We start from the raw sequence: 20,755 nt of genomic DNA, 5'->3' as shown, positions 1-20,755 counted from the left end.
CGCTTTCTTTGCGCTTGTTAGCGGGAACCTTCCGCTATATAGCGAAAACCTTCAGCCGGTATTAAGACAGGCCGTGGATATTAGGACTCAAACCTTTGTGCTCGCTTTGCGGTTACTGACACCCTATTATTTCCCCTTGGGCTTTGACTACTGTCTATGGAATCCGATTCTTGGTTTAGGCTTGGTTTCTTCCGCCATCAGTTGCCTGAGGGCCACGAATACAACCTTAAACTTGCTGTCATAGTCCCTTTCCATTCCGTCTATCTTGCGTTTTAAGGCGGTATAAGTTAATATTTCCCGCCTGAGATTGGTGAAAGCCCGCATAATCTGGATATTAACCAGTATGGCTTTCTTGCTGTTTAACACACTTGATAGCATCGCCACACCCTGTTCTGTAAATGCATAAGGAAGGTATCTGCGTCCGCCCCAACTTGAGGTGCCAATTTGGCACCTTAAAAAGCTACGATATTCCTGCTTGGTTAATTCAAACATAAAGTCATCAGGGAATCTTTCTATATTTCTTTTGACCTGCCTTTTTAACTGCTTGGTCGGCACGCCGTAGAGCAATGCCAGGTCTTCATCAATCATTACCTTTTTACCCCTTAAGTGTAATATTTTATTCTCTATTTTCTCAATAGGCATTAATTAGTTCATGTTTCAATTCCCTTTCTCTTACCTCTTACCCTACCATTTCTCTCTGGCTTGGGCAAGGTTTACCCCCACACCAATATATTGGTGTGAGGGTTTATCCTTTGGATTCCTCTGTGTAATCTGTGAACTCCGCAGAGACCGCGAAGCTAAATCCGCAGATAGCGAAGCGAAATCTGTGGTTAGTACACTCCGCCCTTGCGTAGTTCCTCATCCGAAATGCCGAAATGGTGCGCTACCTCGTGCTGGACCGTATGAATAACGGCCTGCTTTATCTGGTCATCATTGCTACAGACCTGCTCTATGTTCTTCTTGTAGATGGTAATCTTGTCCGGCATGACCATGCCATACATATGGGTCCGTTCGGACAGCGGCACGCCTTCATACAGCCCTAATATAATATCGTGTCTGTGCGGATTAAACCCCTCACCTTTCTCCTCTCCCCTCTGGGGAGAGGTTGGGTGAGGGGGCAAACCCAAAATCCGATGCGTCCGCTCACTGGGTTTGTCTTCTATGACCACGGCCAGGTTTTTAATCTTGGACCTGAATTGCTCCGGCAGGTTGTCTATGGCGTCTATCACCAATTTCTCAAACTCGTCTCGTTTCATTATAAATACTTAACACGAATATCACGAATAGAACGAATCACACGAATAATTTAATACTTTTTAACCACAGATGGACACAGATTAGCACAGATTCACACAAATTTAATCCTTTGGGTAATTCCGACTCATTATATTAAAAATATGTATGAACATAATTATTGTCATAACTATATTAACGACCAAATAACTCCCGGCTAAAATAGACATAAACCTCCACGAGGTCAGCCATTTCTTATTCCGTAATAGCAAAAAGATAATACTCCCAAATAATGGACAGACAATTATCGGTAAAGAACAAAGACTTACTGTTGTTAAAACGCCCTCATATTTCGGTATAATATGACAAACAATGGATAGAAACATACCGATTCCATTGAGTGCAATCCATAGACTTTCAAGTTTACCTTTCAATGTAAATGATAATATAATATAGCAGACAGAAATTAGTACGCCCACTATCAAACTGCGTATCAGGGCTTGCTTGTATGTCATCTTGTGGTCCATAATTCAATACCTTTTAACTACTGAGACACTGAGGGACCGCGCATAGCGAATAATTATATTGATTTATTCGTGCCATTCGCCGTATTCGTGTCATTCGTGTTATCTTCTCTACGCCTTTGTATTGAATATTGCTTGACTTTGTTTGTCAACGTGTTAATGTTTTATTTATTTATAGAAGGAGATGCTTGATATGAAAAATCTATGCAATGTCGCCTTAGAAGCCGCGCACAGCCGGGGCGCGACCTACGCTGATATCAGAATCATCGAGACCAAGAACGAGAATATCAATGTCCGTAACGGCAAAGTGGCTAATTTCGACCAGGCCGAGTCGCTGGGCGCGGGTATCCGGGTCATTGCCAACGGCGCCTGGGGATTCGCTTCCACTTCCAAAGTCAACAAAGAAGACATCGCCCGGACCGCGGCTATTGCCGTTGAAATCGCCCTGGCCTCGGCGATGCTCAAGAAGGACGATATCCAACTGACCAAGGAAAAGACCTATGTGGATTTCTGGCAGACGCCATTTGTGATTGACCCGTTCGCGGTTAATAAGGACGAGAAGCTGGAACTGCTGTTCAAGATAGACGCCATCCTGCGCAAGGACAAGGCCATCCGCCAGGCATTTTGCGGAATGGGGTTCAAGAAGGAACACCAATACCTGGCCACCTCAGAAGGCAGTTTCATTGAGCAGATTCTCCTGCGTTCCGGCGCGGGTTATTCGGTCACGGCCGTGGGCAACGGCGATAACCAGGTCCGGTCGTTCCCGTCTTCATTCGGCGGGCAGTATTGCACCATGGGTTATGAACTGATAAATTCCCTGCATCTGGTGGACAACGCCGAGCGCATCCGCAAGGAGGCCGTGGCCCTGCTCAAGGCGCCGGTCTGCCCGTCCGGCAAAAAGGACCTGATTCTGGGCGGCTCGCAACTGGCCCTCCAGATTCACGAATCAACCGGGCATCCGACCGAGCTGGACCGGGTGCTGGGCATGGAAGAGAGTTTCGCCGGCCGGAGCTTTTTGACCCAGGAGAAGTTCGGCAAGCTGAAATACGGTTCTGAGATTGTCAATCTGGTGGCGGACGGCACAGTGCCGGGCGGATTGGCCACGGTGGGTTATGACGATGACGCGGTCCGGGCCCAGAGATGGCATCTGGTCCATAACGGACTGTTCTGCGGATACCAGACCACGCGCGAACTGGCCGGCAAGAACGCCGAGAACAAGAGCAACGGCTGCTGCCGGGCTGACGGGTTCAGCCGCATCCCGATGACCCGGAACAATAATATCTCGCTGATGCCGGGCAGTTGGGAACTGGACGACCTGATAAAAGACACCAAGGACGGCATCTATATGGATTTCAACAAGTCCTGGAGCATCGACCAGATGCGCCTGAATTTCCAGTTCGGCTGCGAAATCGGCTGGGAAATAAAGAACGGCAAGAAGACCCGGATGGTAAAACATCCGAATTACCAGGGCATCACGCCGGAATTCTGGAACTCCTGCGACGCCATCTGCAATGACAGGCACTGGGTGCTTTGGGGCGTGCCCAATTGCGGCAAGGGCGAACCGATGCAGACGGCTGAGATGTCGCACGGCTGCGCGCCGACCCGGTTCAGGAATGTCAATGTCGGGGTAAAATAAGTCGAGGAGATACCAGATGCAAGATACCGGATGCGGGAAGAACTTCTAACCACAGAAAAACTTCGTAACCACGAATTAACACTAATACACACGAAAAATACCTTGATATAATTAATTATTGGTGTTTATTCGTGTCTATTCGTGGTTGCCTTCTAATTCTTACCCGTGGTTACAATTGCCTTTTCCGGCGCGCAAGATTTATCCCCGAAGACATCGCTCTTAATAGAATTCTTACCGCCGGCCTTGGCCTGATACATCAGGTTATCGGCTAATTTAAGCATCTCGTCGAGAGAACAGGGCATGGTATTGCAGGTGACCAGTCCGATGCTGAAGGTGGTATCAAATTTATTCTCTTTCATTGCGGACAACAGGCCGCGGTTGACCCGCTGGACAATCTCGCGCGCCTCGTCAGCCCCGCTGTCGGCAATGAGTATCACGAATTCATCCCCGCCGTTGCGGGAGACCAGGTCGGTCGGCCGGATATTCTTCCTGATGGCCTCAGCTGCCAGTCGCAATAGTTTATCACCGGCGCTGTGGCCGAACCGGTCATTGATGGATTTGAAATCATCCACATCCAGAAACGCCACGCTCAATGGTTTCTTTTCCTGATTGGCCCTGGCCATCATATTAGCGGTAATTTCGGTGAAGTCGAGGTTGTTGGACACCCCAGTCAGGTTATCGGAACGGGCTAATCTTCTCTCATGATGCAAAGATGCCTTGAGCGCCGACAGGATATGGGTCACAATAAAATATAGCAGGAGCCGGGCCACCATATTCCAGTAAGTAATAACCGGGCCCGCGTAAGCATAGCCCTCGTTCACATCGTGCACCAGCCAGGAAATACTGCTGACCACGGACATAACAATGCCGGCCCAGGTGCCAACAAACCAGGTGGCCAAATAAATCGGCAGGAGATAAAAGGGCGAGAAGACCATTCCCTTCACTGAAGAATAATCAATTATATGGATTACGGCAATAACCAACAGTCCTAAGATGAACACCAGCCATTTGGGCTGCCGACTTAGGAATTTTGTGCCAATCATAAAAGCGTCTCCTGTTGGCTAAAATATTACCTGGCTCCGGACTGCCTGTCAAGATATTCTCGCTGCTATATGTTTGACAGGAATGGCATTTGAATCTATATTTAGAAAATCTAACAAAACTATTAAAAGAAACATCCCCCCTCTCCCCTTGTGGGAGAGGACAGGGTGAGGGGTAGCAAGGTAATCACCCTCCCCTAACCCCTCCCATCAAGGGAGGGGAATAGATTCTGTCGGAGAATTTTGCATATGTTCACCTGGAAGATACTCAATCGTTTATACAAGCTACTCAACGGCGAAATCTCGCCCAAGCAGATAGCCGGCGGAATCGCCTTCGGGATGATTGTCGGCCTGACCCCGACCTTCTCGCTCCACAACCTGCTGGTGCTGCTGTTAATCTGCATCATCCGGGTCAATGTCTCGGCATTTATCTTCTCATCGGTCGTGTTCGGACTGCTGTCATTCCTGGTTGACCCGGCCGCGCATATGCTCGGATATCTGCTCCTGGTCCAGATGGAATTCCTCAGGCCGCTCTGGACCATGCTCTATAATATGCCGCTGGTGCCGCTGACCGGATTCAATAACACCGTGTTATTAGGCAGCGTTACTATCTCGCTGGCATTATTCTATCCGAACCTGCGGTTTTCGGAAAAGGGCATCATCTATTATCGGGCTCAACTGATACCCAAACTGGAGAACACCAGATTCGTTAAGGGCGTAAAGGCCAGCCGGCCCTATAACTGGTATATTAAAATAACCAAGGCCAATGCGCTGGTTAACAAGGTCAAGTCCGCCGGAGATAAAATCAATACCCTGACCGGCGGCGGAACTAAAGGATAAGTAGCTAACGGGATTAAACTGAGTAACAACCCCCGCAGTCCCCCTTAACAAAGGGGGAATAAAAGGGGGTTGTTTAATCCCGCGGAGTCGCAACGGAGTCCCGATAATTTCGGGGTTGTAAAGAATTCTTATGCGTTGGAGAGGCATCATTGTTTTTGGGGTTATCTTCATTATCATAGCCGTATTCGGATTCGTCTTCGCGGACGGGCTGATAAAGAACGTCATTGAGTCGGTCGGCAGCAAGATTATCGGCGCCCAGGTTGAGATAGCCCGTTTTCAGCTGAGCTTCCTGAAACTCTTCCTCCGGGCCGGCGGCCTGCAGGTAGCCAGCTCTGATAACGAGTTCCAGAACCTGATTGAAATCAAGGACATCCGGTTTAAGATGGACTGGCCGGCTTTGCTGGAGAAGAAGATAGTCATCAACGAAATGGCCGTGGACTGCATCATGCGCAATACTAAACGGACCACCTCAGGCAAAATCGCCGCAGAACCAATACCCCAGACCGAAGAGCAATCAGCCACGGCCAAGATGATTCAGGACGAAATCAACTCCATCCCGATTGTCCAGATGTCCAAGGAAAAGGTCAATGTGGATGAAGCGGTCAATTCTGCCAAGCTGGCCACACCGCCCCATATCACTAAAACCGAGGCCGAACTGGATACCAGAAGCCTGGCCGACGAACAGGCCATCAATAATCTCAATGTCACGCCCCGGCTGGCCGAGATAAAGAAACAACTGGATTCGGTGGACCTGAAGGAAAAGAACCCAACCAAGCTCAAGAAGGAACTGAAGAAACTGGTTGATATCAAAAAGGATGTGGACCAGTTAAAGGACGAACTGGCCAAGACCGACAAAACCACCCAAACGGATTTCAATAACATCTCCGGCGCCATCAAGAATATCGACAATCTCAAGGAACAGGACTATCTCAACATCGTCAATTCCATACCCGGCGCCAAGGACCTCAACAAGGACGACATCGCCAAGATGCTCTTCGGCGAGGTCTGGCTGGGCCGGATGACCAGCGTGCTTTACTGGCTGAATATCGCCAAGAGTTATATGCCCGTGCCTTCGGTTTCGGATGATGAGAAACAGGCGCTGCTTAAGAAGCAGAGATTCAAGGGCATTGACGTGGAATTCCCCAGGGACCACAGTTACCCGGGATTCCTGCTCAAGGTCGCATCCATCTCAACCAGCTCTGACGAACTGAAATTCTCAGGCAAGGCAGAAGGATTTTCATCCAATCCCCGGCTCTACGGCAAGCCGGCCACTATTTCCATGAAAGGCACGGTCCCTGACTTTGACCTTGAGGCGGTCCTGGACCATACCAAATCCATCAGCCACGACAGCGCCATACTCAATATCCGGAATCTGGATATCAAAGGCGTGCGGCTGACCCGGTCATCATCGTCGCTCCTGCCGTCCCAGGTGGCTTCAGGCACGGCTAATGTTGAGGCAACGCTCACCAGTGAAGGCGACAAGATGGTAATAGTCATGAACATCCTGCCCAAGAATCTGGTCTTCGCGCCGGAGGACATCAAGCAGGATGAAATGGCCAGGCAGATTGCCCAGACCATCTCCACCACCAAGGACTTGAAGATAACCGGAATTATCACCATGGAAAAAGGCCGGATGAAATTCAAGATTAATTCCACGGCTGATGACATTATGGCCAATGTAGTCAAAAACATGATTGGCGCCCAGTCCGAAGAGGTTAAAAAATCCGTGCGCCAGAAACTCAACCAGTCCATCGACCCGCAAAAGGACGCCCTGCTAAAGAAATTACAGTCCAAAAAGGGGGCGCTTGACGCTCTGACCAAGGGCCACTCCGACGCCATTAATGATATGGCTAAACAGGCCAAGGAAAAGAAGTAAATTCTCACCACTGACGCCTTATAAAGCTTAGCGAATCACCCCATTAATCTCTTTGTTCATTTCCTTAACCGCCTGTTTGACTGCGTCCTGCCAATTAGTTGCCTTTGGGTCTTTATATGCATAGGTGATGCTTCTGGCGGCGTTGATGATGGCGCCTAAGCCGCCCTTGTTGAAATAATCCTTGAGGTCGGCCGCCTTGGCGCCCTGGGCTCCATAGCCCGGCACCAGGAAGATGGATTTTGGCATTATTTGCCTGATGGCCTTGGCCTCGGCCGGGAATGTCGCGCCGACCACGGCGCCGACGGATGAATAGCCCTCATTGCCTGTTAATTTCCGGCCGGCGTCCCCTACTTTTTCCGCCACCAGTTCGTAGAGTTTCCGGTTGTCCTTGAGAAGCGCATCCTGGAAGTCCTTTGACCCGGGATTCGAGGTCTTGACCAGCACGAACAATCCCCGTCCCTGCTCATCACAGAGTTTGATAAACGGCTCAAGCGAGTCAATGCCCAGATATGGATTGACCGTAATCGCATCAGCCGGCGAATCCTTGAGAAAGGTCCGGGCGTATGCCTCGGCAGTCGAAGCAATGTCAGAACGCTTAACATCGGCCACGACTATCAGTCCTTTTTGGCGCGCATAGTCCATGGTATCAAAGAAACACTTGACGCCGGCGGCGTAGTATTGTTCATAGAAAGCTGATTGGGGTTTGACCGCCACAACATCATCCTTGATAATATCAATAATGGCCTTATTGAATTGGTAGATGGCGTCAGCCGGCGCGCTGTTCTTTGAAGTAATCTCAGCCGGAATCAGGTCCAGGCGCGGGTCTAAACCCACGCAGACGCAGGACTTTTTCCGGCGGATGGCATCAATCAATCTATCAGCAAAATTATGCATAAACACACCTTTCTTTCACCATAAATACTTTAACACGAATATTACGAATGGAACGAATCACACGAATAATTCCTATTCGTCTTATTCGTAGTATTCGTCTGATTCGTGTTCTCTTTTAGTGTCTTTTGGCGCCATAAGGGCGCCATGGCGTTTCGGCGCCAGTGGCGAATTACCCCTTCTTAGTTTTCAATCCTAATTCTTTCGCCTTAAACAAATCCCTGCGGCCCAGTCGCAGGCGTATCTTAAAATGTGAATCAGCTATCTTCTTATCCAGAATCACCCCATGTTGGTGCAGATAGGCCAGGAGCCGTCCGTTTTCCATCGGCACCTTAACGGTTAACACCACCTGCCGGACGCTGATAATCTTTTCCAGCCGCTCTTCCAGTTCCCCGATACCCGTCCCTTTCAGCGCGGAAATCATCGAGGCATCAGGGACATTCTTCCTGAGTATTTCCACCTCAATCTTATCCGCTTGGTCAATCTTGTTAAAGACGATGATAATATCTTTGTTATCGCATCCGATTTCCTTCAGGACCTTATTAACCGCGTCAATCTGGCTTTCGGCATCGGGCGAGGCCGCATCCACGATATGGAGCAACAAATCCGCCTGGCGCACCTCTTCCAGCGTGGCGTGGAACGATTCGACCAGGTTATGGGGCAGGTTCCGGATAAAGCCGACCGTGTCGCTCAGGAGCACCTTTTGCCCACTGGCGAATTCCCAGATGTGGGTCTTGGTATCGAGCGTGGAAAAGAGTTTGTCCTCGACCAGCTGGTCCAGGTCGGTCAGGGTATTCATCAGGGTGGACTTTCCGGCATTAGTATATCCGACCAGAGCCACGTTAAAATCCTCGGCCCGGGTGGCCACTTCTTCTTCCCGGCGCGCCTGGATTTTCTTGAGTTCCCGCTTCAAGGTGGTGATGCGGTCAAAGGCCAGCCGGCGGTCCACCTCAAGCTGTTTCTCGCCCGGTCCCCGGTCGCCTCGGACGCCGCCGCCGATACGCGACAGGTGGCTCCAGAGATGTTTCAGGCGCGGCAAGGCATATTCCAGATTGGCTAATTCCAGTTGCAGTCTTGATTGGGTGGTTCGGGCATGGGTGCCGAATATGGCCAGTATCACCTCGGTCCGGTCAATCACCGATACTCCGACCACCTCCTCCAGATTCCTGATTTGGGCCGGCGACAGGTCGTTATCAAAGATGACGTATTCGGCTTCCTTTTCCCGGGCCAGGACGGCCAATTCTCCGGCCTTGCCCTGACCGACATAATAGGCGTTATCAGGCTTGTCGCGGTTCTGACCGGCGGTTCCGACTACAATGGCCCCGGCGGTGGATGCCAAGAGCGCTAACTCGGCCAATGAATTAATGTTATCGCGGTGCTTGCCCTTGGCCTGAATGGCCACATCAACCAGGATAGCCTTTTTATTCTGAACGGTTAGAATCGTGTCTTTCACTGTATTATTACTGAAGCTACCAGCAATTTCTGATAAAGTCAATAATAAATTGACATATCGCACGGATAAATATAATATCGATATTTCGTGTTATGCTAATATTCAAAACGTAAGCGGATTTGTCGGACACTTAGGCGATAGTTCATCCGTTCAATCAGCTTACTAAAATTATTATTTATGAACGGTGAATTATTGAGATTAATTGACAGCCTGCACCGGGAAAAGAAGATCAAGCCGGATGCCCTGTTTGCGGCCATAGAATCGGCTATCTCATCCGAGGTGAGCAGCCATCTTAAACTGAACGAGCCGGTTAAGGTGACGATTGACCGCCAGAGCGGTAAAATCACGGCTGAAAGCAAAGAAGGCATCATCGACCCGACCTTATGGGGGCGGGTGGCGGCCCAGACCACCAAAAAAGCCATCTCCCAAAAACTCAAGGAAGCCGAATCCGAGGTTATCTACGCCACCCTGAGCAATAAATTATACGCCCTGGTCAGCGGCACGGCCTTGCGGCACGAAGGCAATGACGTAATTGTCCTGGTGGAAGGCGTGGAGACCATCCTGGAACGCAAGGAACAAGTGCCGGGCGAGACCTACCGGCTGGGCAGTATTGTCAAGGGAATTATCCTGACCGTGAAAAGACAGGATGGCGGCATCAGGGTGATCATCTCCCGGACCCATCCGGAATTCGTCCGGAAACTCTTTGATGTCGAGGTACCGGAACTGGCCGAGAAACTGATTGAAGTCAGGGGCATAGCCCGCGAACCCGGATTCCGGACCAAGATGGCGGTCTTTTCGGACAAGCCCAATATCGATGCGGTCGGCGCCTGCGTGGGCGTCCGGGGCGTGCGCATAAAGAATATCGTCGAGGAACTGGGCGACGAGAAGATAGACGTGATTAAGTGGAGCGAACAGCCGGAATTATTCATTGCCGCGGCCATGAAACCGGCCGAGGTCCAGGCCATCGAGATAGACACCGAAGCCAAGCGCGCCAAGGTCTTTGTCAGCACGGACCAGCTGGCCCTGGCCATCGGACGAAAAGGACAGAATATCCGGCTGGCCTGCAAACTAACCAGATGGGAGATAGACGTTATGTCATCCGACCAGTTGCCGGCTGAGGAAGAAGAAATAAAAAAGGCAAAGAACAAGAAGAAAGACGAAAAACAGAAACCTGCGGCGACTCCGGATTCAGCCGGCAAGACGCCGGAAGGCAATGCTGCTGCAGAGTAACTGAAGTTTAATCAATAATGAGAGTTTATCAATTAGCCGAGGAATTAAAGGTTACTCCGGATGAATTAATCCAAAAAGCCAATGGACTGAAGATTCAGGTCAAGAGCGACATCTCCAGTTTGGATCCGAAAGCCATCGCCAAACTGCGCAAGGAAATAGAAAAAGACCAGAAAGCCGCAGCGGCCAAACAGGCCGCCGCATTGAGGGCTGAAAAAAAGGCGGCGGCTCTCAAGGAAAAAGAAAAGGCCGAGGAAACGGCTGTACCCGAACCGGCAGAAACAATTGAACCTGCCCTGCCCAAGGCAAAACCAGTCGAGCCGAAAGCGCCGGTCCAGCCAGCCAAGCCAATAACACATAAAACAGAGAAAAAACCGGTTTCGCACGAGAAACCCGTTCCGGCCCATACCAAACCAGCGGCAGGAAAACACCCAGCTACTAAGGAAACCCCGATTGCGCCTATAACAATAGGCAAACATTCTGAACCGGTAGCTAAACCGACCGCTAAACCTGGAATACCCCATCCGAAAACCCCGCTGCCCAAGGACGACATTTCCAAGTCAACCCCCATTATCCCGACTCTGGCTAAAGAATCCGATGACAAGGACATCCGAGCGATGCATGCCAAGGAGTTGGATTTATATTCCAAAGGAACCACCGACGAGTCAAAAGGCATCCGGGGCAAGGTTATCAGTATGCCGGCAACATTCGGCAAACAGAAACCATTCATCAAGAAGACCTTCTTCTTCAAAAAGAAATCAAGCGGACAACCCCATCAGCAAATAATCAATAAGCCCGTTGAAAGAAAAGTCACGATAAGCGGCCGGATTACCCTAAAGGAACTCTGCGAAAAGATGGGCGTTAAGGCAAACATCATCATCAAGAAATTAATGGAGCATAACATAATGACCGGCATCAACGACCCTTTGAGCGAAGATGCGCTGGTGCTTATCGGCTTGGAGTTTAATTACGAAATCATATTTGAGAAAACCAAGGATATTGACAGCCAATTGGTGCATACAACATCTGACAAGCCCGAAGACCTCAAATCCCGTCCGCCGGTAGTGACATTTATGGGCCACGTGGACCACGGCAAGACTTCATTGATGGATAAAATCAGGTCGGCCAATGTGGCGGCTTCGGAACACGGGGCGATTACCCAGCACCTGGGCGCCTATGAAGCGGAAATCAATAATAGAAAGATTGTATTCCTTGATACCCCGGGCCACGAGGCATTTACCCAGATGCGCTCCCGCGGGGCAAACGTTACGGATATCGTGGTCATTGTGGTGGCGGCGGACGACGGCGTGATGCCCCAGACCGAGGAGGCCATCAGCCATGCCCGGGCGGCCAACCTGCCGATTATCGTGGCCATAAATAAGGTGGATAAAAAGGAAGCTAATCTCCACAAGGTCCGCCAGCAGCTAAGTTCCATGGACCTGACGCCCGAGGATTGGGGCGGCAAGACCATATTCGCCGAGGTTTCGGCCCTGACCGGCCAGGGTATTGACCATCTGCTGGAAATGATCCTGCTGCAATCGGATATGATGGAATTAAAGGCCAATCCCAACCGCCGGGCCTACGGAACGGTTATGGAAGCCAAACTCACCGAATCACAGGGACCGCTGACCACGATTCTGGTCCAGAACGGCACCCTGAAAATAGGCGATATCATCTTCTGCGGCGGCGCTTCCGGCAAGGTCCGCTCAATGCTCAACAGCCGCTCCGAAAGTGTGACGGAAACACCCCCGTCAACCGTGGTCAGAATAAGCGGGCTCTCTGACCTGCCGATGGCCGGAGATAAATTTTATGTGATGGACAGCATCCAGACCGCCTCGGAAATGGCCCAGACATATATTGAGCGCAAAAAAACCGCCCTGGCCGGCCCGCAACAGCATACCACGCTGGAAAACCTTTATGATAAAATCGCCACATCGCAGCTGAAAGAAATAAAGGTTATTCTCAAAACCGATGTTCAGGGTTCATTGGAAGTAATTACCCAGTTGCTTAATAACTTTGCCTACAAGGAAGCCAAGGTAAAAATCATTCACCGGGGCGTGGGGCAAATTAACGAATCCGACGTGTTACTGGCCCATGTCTCCGATGCGCTTATCATCGGATTTAACACCTCGGTGGAGGACCGCGCTAAAACGCTGGTGACCGATCACGGCGTGGACGTGAAAATATATAATGTCATCTATGACATCGTGGAAAACATCAAACTGGCCCTAGAAGGAATGCTGGAACCAGAAAAGCGGGAAGTGTCCATTGGCAAACTGACTGTCAAGGACCTGTTCAAGATTTCCCGCCTCGGCACGATTGCCGGGTGCACGGTCATAGAGGGAAAAATAGAACGGTCTTCATTAGTCCGGGTCTACCGCGATAAGAATGTCATTTACGAAGGCAAACTGTCTTCCCTGAAACGCTTCAAGGATGACGTCCGCGAGGTCAATACCGGATTCGAATGCGGGTTAAGAATAGACGGATTTGATAACCTCAATACCGGCGATATAATCGAGGCGTTCCAGATAGAAAAATACCTGAAAAAGCTGACGGCTTCCTCCTAAAGAATCCCGCCCAAAGCGGGAACCGCAAGTAATCGCCCAGCGGACGATGCGGAGCGAAACCACTATGAGCAACAATCGAATGGGCCGGGTGGCCAAGGAACTGCAGCGGGAAATCAGCCAGATAATCCTTTACGAACTCAGCGACCCGCGGCTGGGATTCATCACGGTTACCAGAACCGAACCCTCGCCCGACCTGCAGTCATCCAAGGTATTCGTAACCGTCCTGGGCAATGAAGATGCTCGCAAAACATCCATCACCCTGCTGAATAATGCGGCTAATCACGTCCATAAACTCTTACTTAAAAGAATCAAAATGCGCTACATCCCCAAACTCTCGTTTCATTTTGATGAATCAGTTGAAGAAGAACTGCAGGTCTACAAACTGCTGGACCAGATTAGTTGCGAGAACGCCCCAAAAGTCAAGAAACCGAAAAAATCCAAGAAATAAACCAATTGCCGGGCTGCGGGAAAGCAAGGATTTAATCTGTGAAATCTGTGGCTATTTTTCTTGACAGCGATACTATTTTCATGTTATTGTAACTTATGAACTTATCTAAAAAGGAGGCCTTTTATGACGAATAAAGCATTGTATCTCATAATCGGAATTCTGGTCGGAGTTATTGCCGTCCTGGCCACGGAAAAATCAGCATTCAACAATAACATCTTTGCGGCTCCGGACAAGGCAAGCGAAACTTCAGCAAACAACAACTATATCGCCATCGGCTCAATGACCAGAACAGACAACAACCTTCTCTGGTTAATAGATACCGCCAATAAAAAACTGTTAGTCTATGAATATGCCCAGGATTATCTGATTAGAGTAAGAGCCGCACGCGATATTCAATACGATCTCAACATCCCGGACGGGGTAGCAATGCCTGCTTCACCTAAGTTAGATGAGGGACCACCGCCAATTGAGATAAAAAAGATCTATGACGATATAAGGAAACGACAAGAAAAAAGATAGAAAATAAATCCTATATGGCTAAATCATCCAAGTCCGATGAATTCTTTACATTTGACGAAGTCCTCAAAGAACTAAAACTCAGCGAGGACGAGCTCAAGAAACTGGTCTCGGAAGGCGAGATACGCGCCTTTAAGGACGAAGACCGGATGAAATTCAAGAAGGTGGATGTGGAAGGCAAGCGGGCCGAACACATCACCGAACCTACGGTCATCCTGCCACCCGGCGAAGAAGAAATACCGGCCACCAGCAATGACGCCACTTTTATCGAGGAAGACACCACCAGCAGCATCGGCGCCGAAGAGGAAGTGCCGGTCGGCAGCGATACCGATGTCCATTTACCGGGCCTGGTAGAGGAAGCCGATGTAACCACGCCCATAGAATCGGTCCCTGACGATATCGGAGCAACCGTCCCTGAAGAAGAAATCGAGGTGGCCGAGACCATTGCCGAAGAAGGTGCTGTGGAAACCATTCCCGAGGAGATAGTGGAGACCATAGCGGAAAAGGCCCCGCCGGTAAAATCCAAATCCAGAATATCCAAGTTTGCCGCGCCGGCACCATCCAAGGAAATGGCTTATCCGGAGATGCCAGTCTCAGTATCAATGCCTGTCCCCAAATTCAAGACACCGGTGGTATTTATCGCCTGCCTCGGCGTAATTATGCTGTTTTTAGTCCTCATCGGCTCTTTTATGGCTGATGCCCTGCGGGTCAGCTCCGACCGCGGGAAACATCCTATCGGCATCACCCGTGAATTCGGGCAATTGATTTTGGATATCGTCGGAATAAAAGACGTAAATCTTGACAAATTCAAGAAAGAAGAATAAATTGCCGATATTAATCTATCGGTTAAAAAACCGGAAAGGAGTCAATAAAAATGGTAAACCTTAAGAAAATAGCTGTGGTGATAACTGCCGGGTTATTAATAACCGGATGTGTATCCCAAGCGAACTATCGCAAGCTGGAGACAAAATATAACACCGATGTTACAGCAATGTCAGCCCATATCAAAGACCTGGGTGAATCTAATAAAGCCGTTGGCAAGGATAACGAGGACCTGGGCTTTAAACTTCAGGCAGCTAAACTGGAAAATGAGGCGCTAAAGCATAAGGCCAAGGTGGACGAAGAAACCCTGACCAGAATGAAGGAAAAAATCATCCGAAAACTCCAGGGACTGGCGGGAGAAGAAGGTGTGATTATCACGGATAAGGGCGTGGAAATCCAGGGTGAGGTTCTTTTCTCACCCGGCAGAAGCGAACTCAAACAGAGAGGCAAGGAAATACTCAATAAGGTAGCGGAGATTATAAAAAAGGACTCTTGTTTAGTTCAGATATCCGGTCATACGGACAGCGACCCGATAGTTCAGACCAAAGACCTCTATAAAACAGGTTCTAATTTTGAATTAGGCGCCTGGCGCGCCCTGACAGTCCTTCTCCAACTTGAAGACCAGGGGGTTGACCCGGCCCGGATGTTCCTGGCAAGCTTTGGCGAACACCGTCCCAAAGGCGCCAAGAAATCCGAGAACCGGAGGGTAGAAATTTCCTTTATCGGCAACGAAGCCGAGGCAAAGGAAGAAACTACTACGCCGGAAGACAAAACCGAGGAAACCGTACCGGTTTCCAAAGAGCCATCCAAGTAAATCAGGTTTAACACCCCCTCATTCTGCCAAGGATGAGGGGGTTTTTTATTTCACTTTTTATATTTGCTGATTCGGTATGATCTTTTCAAGAAAAGCCTCGATGTTCTTTATGTCCACACCGCAATCCTTGCAGGGCCCGTGCGGGCGGGTATTGGGCACAGCCAGGACCTTCTTGGGGAAGATGGCCTTGATGCCGCCGGCCAGCTCCTTTTCACAGGCAATCGCGATGACTGTATTTACATTGGCGGCATTAACCTTTTCCAGAGCCATTTCACTGCCTGAAGCCACGGCGCATTTTACGCCATAGCGCTCGCTTATTTCCAGGATATCCTTGACCGTGCATTTGCCACAGCGCTTGCATTCAGCCAGGTCATTGATTATCTTCTGAAGGCATTTGGAATTCTGGAGACAATGCGAAAAAAGAAGCATCACCTTGCCAGGCACCAAACGCTTCTGCTTTCTGACCCGCAGGAAGTTGTTCACCCCGATAATAATGTTATTCAGTTTCTTTCCCAAATCTGTCTCCAATCTTCAGGCGATAGCCGTTAATAAACTCTCTTACGGTCAGCGCCCTGCCGCCGGCCGGCTTGAGCCTGGTAATCGCAATTAGTTCTGTCCCGGCGCAGACAATACCGATTCCTTCGGCATTGGTTTCTGCAATAGCACCCACCGGCAGAACATCGTGAGATAAAGCATATATTTTTGCTTCCAAAATATCTATTTTCAAAGGCGGTTTTCCTTTTTGATTAAGGTAGGTATAAGCCCCGGGCCAGGGTTGCATGGCCCGTATCCGGTTAAGAATTTTCCGGGCCGGCCCGGACCAGTCGAGCTCGCCGTCTGATTTTTTGAGTTTGGGCGCAAAGGTTACTTTCGCCTCATCCTGCGCTGTATGCCCGGCGTTTTTATTTTCTACATCAGCCAATAGCCCCTGGATTATTCCGGCTGATTCTATCGCCAAACGGTCTTCTAATTCAGCCGCAGTTTCATCATCCTTTATTGCTACTACTGCCTGCTTCAAGACAGGACCGGCATCCATCTTTTCCACCATCCTGATAATGCTGATGCCGGTCTGGCCATCCCCATTAAGGATAGCATAATTCACCGGCGCCGAACCGCGGTATTTGGGCAATAGCGAGGGATGGATATTAATGCAGCCGTATGGCGGCAGATTCAGTATTTCCCTGCCGAGTTTCTGGCCATAGGCAGCCACGATAATCAAATCGGGATTTTTATTCTTTAACTGCCCGATAAAAACCGGTTCGTTTATGGATTCAGGTTGCCATATTTCTATCCGGTGCTTTAGGGTCTCTTCCTTGACCGGCGATATGGCGGCTTCTTTAAGTCCCCGGCCTTTTCTGCCATCCGGCTGGGTAATCACCCCCATTAGTTGATGCTTTGGCTGTTTGGCCAACATCCGGAGTGTCGGAACCCCAAATGCAGAGGAACCGATAAATATTATTTTCATCTTTGGAATATCGGTAAATAGTCGTTGGGTATCTGCAGAATTATGCAAGCCATTGCCGTGGCATAGACCGGCCCGACTTCATCTGTCCAGGAACCGGAGCCGTCCTGCTCCTGGTGAATGATGATTTCATTCCTGATCCGGCTGAAATACGGCTCCCAATTCTTGCCGCCGGCCTGAAACAGGGCCTGAACCGAATAGTAATGCCCATAGTAGTAATGATAATCGCCGTATATTGTAGGCAGATTTTTCAGGATGTGGTTTATCCCGTTCTGCACCTCAGGAATATTGTATTCTCCGGCGCTCATCAACGAGGTAACGCCGGCCGCGGTCAGGGCAAAGGAAATGCGGCTGGGCGGGATTAACTGATAATTAAAGGCGCCGGTTGATCCCGGCAGCGCGACATAGGATTTCTTGACATAACTGACGGCCTTATCAATCACTTCCTTGGGAACGGCAATGCCGACATTACGGCAGGCCCTCAGAGCCTGCAATGTGGTTACTGTCACCGAGATGTCCGAATCATGCGGATAAGGCTGGTAACGCCAGCCGCCCTTGGAATCCTGGCTATTAATAATTAGTTGGGCGCTTTTCTTTAACCGGCTTTTGATGTCCTCCCGCTTGGTCATGCCGTACACCTCTGCCAGAAACAGAGTGGCAAATCCGTGTTCATACATCCGCGTGCCGTGTTTGGTGATATAGCCATCGGTTTCACGGGCGCAACTTAAGACAAACTGAACGGCCTTTTCCACGTTGGTCCCGTATTTCCCCTTGCCCGGAACACTGCCCTGGGCCAGAAAGGCAATGCCGGCAATAGCCGTAACGCCGACATTCTCTTTTTGTTCGCCATCATAAGTATCATTTAATTTATAACCGACCGTGCAGGTCCAGGAACCATTGGGATTCTGGGTGCGCGCCAGATAATCCAGGCCTTTTTCTATTGCGCTATTGACGCGATTCTTGTCCGGTTGCATCTTTTTATCCTCACCCCGGGCCGGAGAAAGAAGCATCGGCAAAAACCAGGCTACTATAAGAATTATAATAAGATTATTATTTCGTCTTTTCACCCCGTTAGAGATTTTGTTAGTGTTATTGTCATTAGTCTTCATAATTCCATTCCTATAACTTTTATTAGCACTATTATTACTGATCGTTATCTCTAACGGGGCGAGTTTATAGTTTCCTTTTTATCCTCTATCCGGTATATATTCATCTGGCCGATGGAATTCCTAATAAGCAAATCGCCCACGATAAGCAGGTTGGCAAGGGGTTGGAAATCATCTTTACCCTGGAGGATATTCCGGCTGATTAATTTACCGGTCTTGAGCGCTATTTCCATCAGTGTATAATCAGAGGTAATATAGACCCGGTCATCGGTAATTGCACTTTTGCCGTTGAATCTGCCGCCTTCCACTTTCCATTCCATTTTGCCGCCCTTATTAAGATTAAGGCATATCAGGCAGGATTCGCCGGAAACCACCAGGAATCCGTTTTTGACGCCCACCAGGTACCTGACATTTCCCAAAGGAGCATCATCACTATTCCAACGCCACAATTCTGTGCCGTTACCTGATGAAAGTATATAAAGAAACGGCGCATCAATAGCCGTTACGATAATCTGCCCCTTTACCTTGCCTGCAGGCGATTCATCCATATATATAATGGGGTTATTGGCCCATCTTAAAGGTAATCGGGGCGGTGTAGGGTTGGGCCAGGTGGGAGAAATGAGATACTCATCGTATTTCTTCAGCCATTTAACTATTCCGCTATATTTATCCACGGCTGTAATCACGCCCATCTGCGAGCAATAATAAATATTATCTTTGTCCACTGTAACAGCCGAAGCAATCGACTCGCGGCTGGGGTTATTAAAAAGATTCGACTCCAGGATGCCGGAACAAATAAAGGTCTTGAAATATACCGCGCCGCTGCGGGCATTCATCGCAAATAGATAATGCTCCGGGATATCGACCTGATTAGGCATGCGTATGCCGGTACTATAAAGCACGCCGCCTTCTTCAGCCGGCGCAATCGGGAAAATAATGTCATCGCAAGGATTATTACCATTGTCAGAGTATGTAACCCGATCACTCTTCCATAATGCCTTGGCGGTCGCGGTGTCGAAGCAAAACAACAATCGCCTGGGGAAAGGATATTTGACATCAAGAAACCCCAGTCGTTCCTCGTGTTTCTCAAAAGAACTAATCAGCGGAACATACACTCGCCTGCCGTCCGATGATAAAGTAGCTGTATTAATTACTCGCTCTTCCTGGAATTTCGTGACCGACGTCTCGTATTCCGCCTTCCATTTCAACTTAATCTCTTGAGAAACCTGGTTTTCCTTGGATTCGGGTAGCTCAAAGGCATAGATACCGGAGCCGGTGGGCAGGTAGATCACCCTGTTACCTACGACGGGAAAATAAGGAATGGGCCCGTACTGCCGGATGGCTCTACAATTCGCACAAATCGTTTCCTCTTCTTTTAACTTCATGCCGCAAACTTGGCATTTATCAGGATGGTGGAATAATTTAATAACATGTTCCGGCATTTTGAAATATCCAACCCAGGTAAACGCAGACGAAACACTCAATCCGTCTGATGAGCCACCGACCATCCGGTTAGTCATTGTCTTTTCGCGGGTGTTGCTGCCCGCATAGGTCTGCCATTCCACCTCCGGATATTTCTTTTCTAAAATCCCATTAATTATTCTGGATTCCGGAATATTATTTACGGCCTCAGGGTGATTCAACTGCAATTGCCTGTAAAAACCAGTGGCTTTATAAACCTCTCCCTTCTCCAGGTAATAGCATACAAGAATAAGCAGTGACTGCCGTCCCGGCTCGGTAAGCCCATAGCGCCAGGCAATCTGCTCTAATTTGTCCATATCAAGAAATCCTTTAATTGCATCCTCAAGGGCGTGTCTGGCCACGGGCTCGAACATATCGTTATACGCCTTCTTGCCTTCCGGCGGCATATCCCGCAAGACATTACCGCAGAAGTGCTGAACGCCCCAATATAAGCCGGTATTGCCTGCCTCGGTCTTATTATTAACTATGGATGCGTTTATCAGGTATGGGGAGTATAATTCAATTGCCTTTTGGTAATTTTCCACGGCCATACGCCAGTTCCGCTCTTGCTCGGCCTTGGCGGCGGTTTTGACCAGCGCCTCGGCTTCGGGGCTAAAGCGGATATGAGCCCGGCTCGGTTCTACCTTTGCGCGTAAGTCCGCCTGGCCGAATATCAGGCCGGGCAGGCCGGGGGAAATAAGAACCATCACGCCTGCAGCGAATAAAATTGTGATATTTCGCATGGCCCGAATTATAGCAAATATCCCCGGCCGGGTCAAGCACCTCTATCTTATTTATAATTCGCAAATTACTTGTCACAGCCCGGACAATAATGTATA

The 20,755-nt window shown here is 49.3% G+C and carries 18 protein-coding genes; 9 read left to right on the top strand and 9 right to left on the bottom strand.

What is annotated here, in order from left to right; translation table 11 throughout:
- Nucleotides 1-147: 147 nt before the first annotated feature.
- Both HZA49_01345 and HZA49_01340 read right to left on the bottom strand, forming a co-directional pair.
- Nucleotides 148-642, bottom strand: coding sequence for an ORF6N domain-containing protein (locus tag HZA49_01345; GenBank protein ID MBI5778087.1), 495 nt, complete (start codon nucleotides 640-642; stop codon nucleotides 148-150).
- A 188-nt stretch (nucleotides 643-830) separates the two neighbouring features.
- Nucleotides 831-1,256: a metallopeptidase family protein gene (locus HZA49_01340; protein MBI5778086.1), complete on the bottom strand. Its 426-nt coding sequence runs from the start codon at nucleotides 1,254-1,256 to the stop codon at nucleotides 831-833.
- 694 nt (nucleotides 1,257-1,950) lie between these two features.
- On the opposite strand from HZA49_01340, the gene HZA49_01335 reads away from it, so the two are divergent.
- Nucleotides 1,951-3,393, top strand: coding sequence for a TldD/PmbA family protein (locus tag HZA49_01335; protein MBI5778085.1), 1,443 nt, complete (start codon nucleotides 1,951-1,953; stop codon nucleotides 3,391-3,393).
- Between the two features lie 152 nt (nucleotides 3,394-3,545).
- Here HZA49_01335 and HZA49_01330 read toward each other — a convergent pair whose 3' ends face one another.
- Entirely contained in the window at nucleotides 3,546-4,436 is an 891-nt protein-coding gene (locus HZA49_01330; protein ID MBI5778084.1) for a diguanylate cyclase, read from the bottom strand.
- Between the two features lie 246 nt (nucleotides 4,437-4,682).
- On the opposite strand from HZA49_01330, the gene HZA49_01325 reads away from it, so the two are divergent.
- Together HZA49_01325 and HZA49_01320 are read left to right on the top strand one after the other, a co-directional pair.
- On the top strand, nucleotides 4,683-5,273 hold the full coding sequence (locus HZA49_01325; GenBank protein MBI5778083.1) for a TIGR03546 family protein: 591 nt from the start codon (nucleotides 4,683-4,685) through the stop codon (nucleotides 5,271-5,273).
- Nucleotides 5,274-5,403: 130 nt separating this feature from the next.
- On the top strand, nucleotides 5,404-7,149 hold the full coding sequence (locus HZA49_01320) for a TIGR03545 family protein (protein ID MBI5778082.1): 1,746 nt from the start codon (nucleotides 5,404-5,406) through the stop codon (nucleotides 7,147-7,149).
- A gap of 27 nt (nucleotides 7,150-7,176) precedes the next feature.
- On the opposite strand, the gene pyrF is transcribed toward HZA49_01320, so the two are convergent.
- Both pyrF and hflX read right to left on the bottom strand, forming a co-directional pair.
- The gene (gene pyrF / locus HZA49_01315) at nucleotides 7,177-8,043 is read right to left on the bottom strand and encodes an orotidine-5'-phosphate decarboxylase (protein MBI5778081.1); all 867 of its coding nucleotides are present in this window, start codon (nucleotides 8,041-8,043) and stop codon (nucleotides 7,177-7,179) included.
- Between the two features lie 169 nt (nucleotides 8,044-8,212).
- On the bottom strand, nucleotides 8,213-9,493 hold the full coding sequence (hflX, locus tag HZA49_01310) for a GTPase HflX (protein MBI5778080.1): 1,281 nt from the start codon (nucleotides 9,491-9,493) through the stop codon (nucleotides 8,213-8,215).
- 177 nt (nucleotides 9,494-9,670) lie between these two features.
- Here hflX and nusA point away from each other — a divergent pair, with 177 nt between their 5' ends.
- The 6 genes from nusA (at nucleotide 9,671) to HZA49_01280 (ending at nucleotide 15,887) form a co-directional block, all read left to right on the top strand.
- Nucleotides 9,671-10,723, top strand: coding sequence for a transcription termination factor NusA (gene nusA, locus HZA49_01305; GenBank protein ID MBI5778079.1), 1,053 nt, complete (start codon nucleotides 9,671-9,673; stop codon nucleotides 10,721-10,723).
- A gap of 17 nt (nucleotides 10,724-10,740) precedes the next feature.
- Nucleotides 10,741-13,287, top strand: coding sequence for a translation initiation factor IF-2 (gene infB / locus HZA49_01300; GenBank protein ID MBI5778078.1), 2,547 nt, complete (start codon nucleotides 10,741-10,743; stop codon nucleotides 13,285-13,287).
- Between the two features lie 64 nt (nucleotides 13,288-13,351).
- The gene (gene rbfA, locus HZA49_01295; protein MBI5778077.1) at nucleotides 13,352-13,735 is read left to right on the top strand and encodes a 30S ribosome-binding factor RbfA; all 384 of its coding nucleotides are present in this window, start codon (nucleotides 13,352-13,354) and stop codon (nucleotides 13,733-13,735) included.
- A gap of 123 nt (nucleotides 13,736-13,858) precedes the next feature.
- Nucleotides 13,859-14,254: a hypothetical protein gene (locus HZA49_01290; GenBank protein MBI5778076.1), complete on the top strand. Its 396-nt coding sequence runs from the start codon at nucleotides 13,859-13,861 to the stop codon at nucleotides 14,252-14,254.
- Nucleotides 14,255-14,268: 14 nt separating this feature from the next.
- Nucleotides 14,269-15,075, top strand: a complete 807-nt coding sequence (locus tag HZA49_01285) for a hypothetical protein (protein ID MBI5778075.1) — start codon at nucleotides 14,269-14,271, stop codon at nucleotides 15,073-15,075.
- Between the two features lie 50 nt (nucleotides 15,076-15,125).
- On the top strand, nucleotides 15,126-15,887 hold the full coding sequence (locus HZA49_01280) for an OmpA family protein (GenBank protein ID MBI5778074.1): 762 nt from the start codon (nucleotides 15,126-15,128) through the stop codon (nucleotides 15,885-15,887).
- Nucleotides 15,888-15,944: 57 nt separating this feature from the next.
- Here the strand turns inward: HZA49_01280 and HZA49_01275 are convergent, their stop codons facing one another.
- From HZA49_01275 to HZA49_01260, 4 genes are read right to left on the bottom strand one after another with little or no spacing between them, the layout of a single operon-like run.
- Nucleotides 15,945-16,403, bottom strand: a complete 459-nt coding sequence (locus tag HZA49_01275) for a DUF116 domain-containing protein (GenBank protein MBI5778073.1) — start codon at nucleotides 16,401-16,403, stop codon at nucleotides 15,945-15,947.
- Nucleotides 16,384-17,352, bottom strand: a complete 969-nt coding sequence (locus HZA49_01270) for a methionyl-tRNA formyltransferase (GenBank protein MBI5778072.1) — start codon at nucleotides 17,350-17,352, stop codon at nucleotides 16,384-16,386. Before HZA49_01270 ends, HZA49_01275 begins: the two co-directional genes overlap by 20 nt.
- Nucleotides 17,349-18,458 carry a terpene cyclase/mutase family protein gene (locus tag HZA49_01265; GenBank protein MBI5778071.1) on the bottom strand — a complete coding sequence of 370 codons (1,110 nt, stop codon included), beginning with the start codon at nucleotides 18,456-18,458 and terminating at the stop codon, nucleotides 17,349-17,351. Before HZA49_01265 ends, HZA49_01270 begins: the two co-directional genes overlap by 4 nt.
- A gap of 50 nt (nucleotides 18,459-18,508) precedes the next feature.
- A complete protein-coding gene (locus HZA49_01260; GenBank protein ID MBI5778070.1) occupies nucleotides 18,509-20,659 on the bottom strand; it encodes a PQQ-binding-like beta-propeller repeat protein in 2,151 nt (716 codons plus the stop codon).
- Between the last annotated feature and the right edge of the window lie 96 nt (nucleotides 20,660-20,755).

Source organism: Planctomycetota bacterium, assembly GCA_016235865.1.
Lineage (GTDB): Bacteria > Planctomycetota > MHYJ01 > JACQXL01 > JACQXL01 > JACRIK01.
This window is presented reverse-complemented; position numbering and strand designations above follow the sequence as displayed.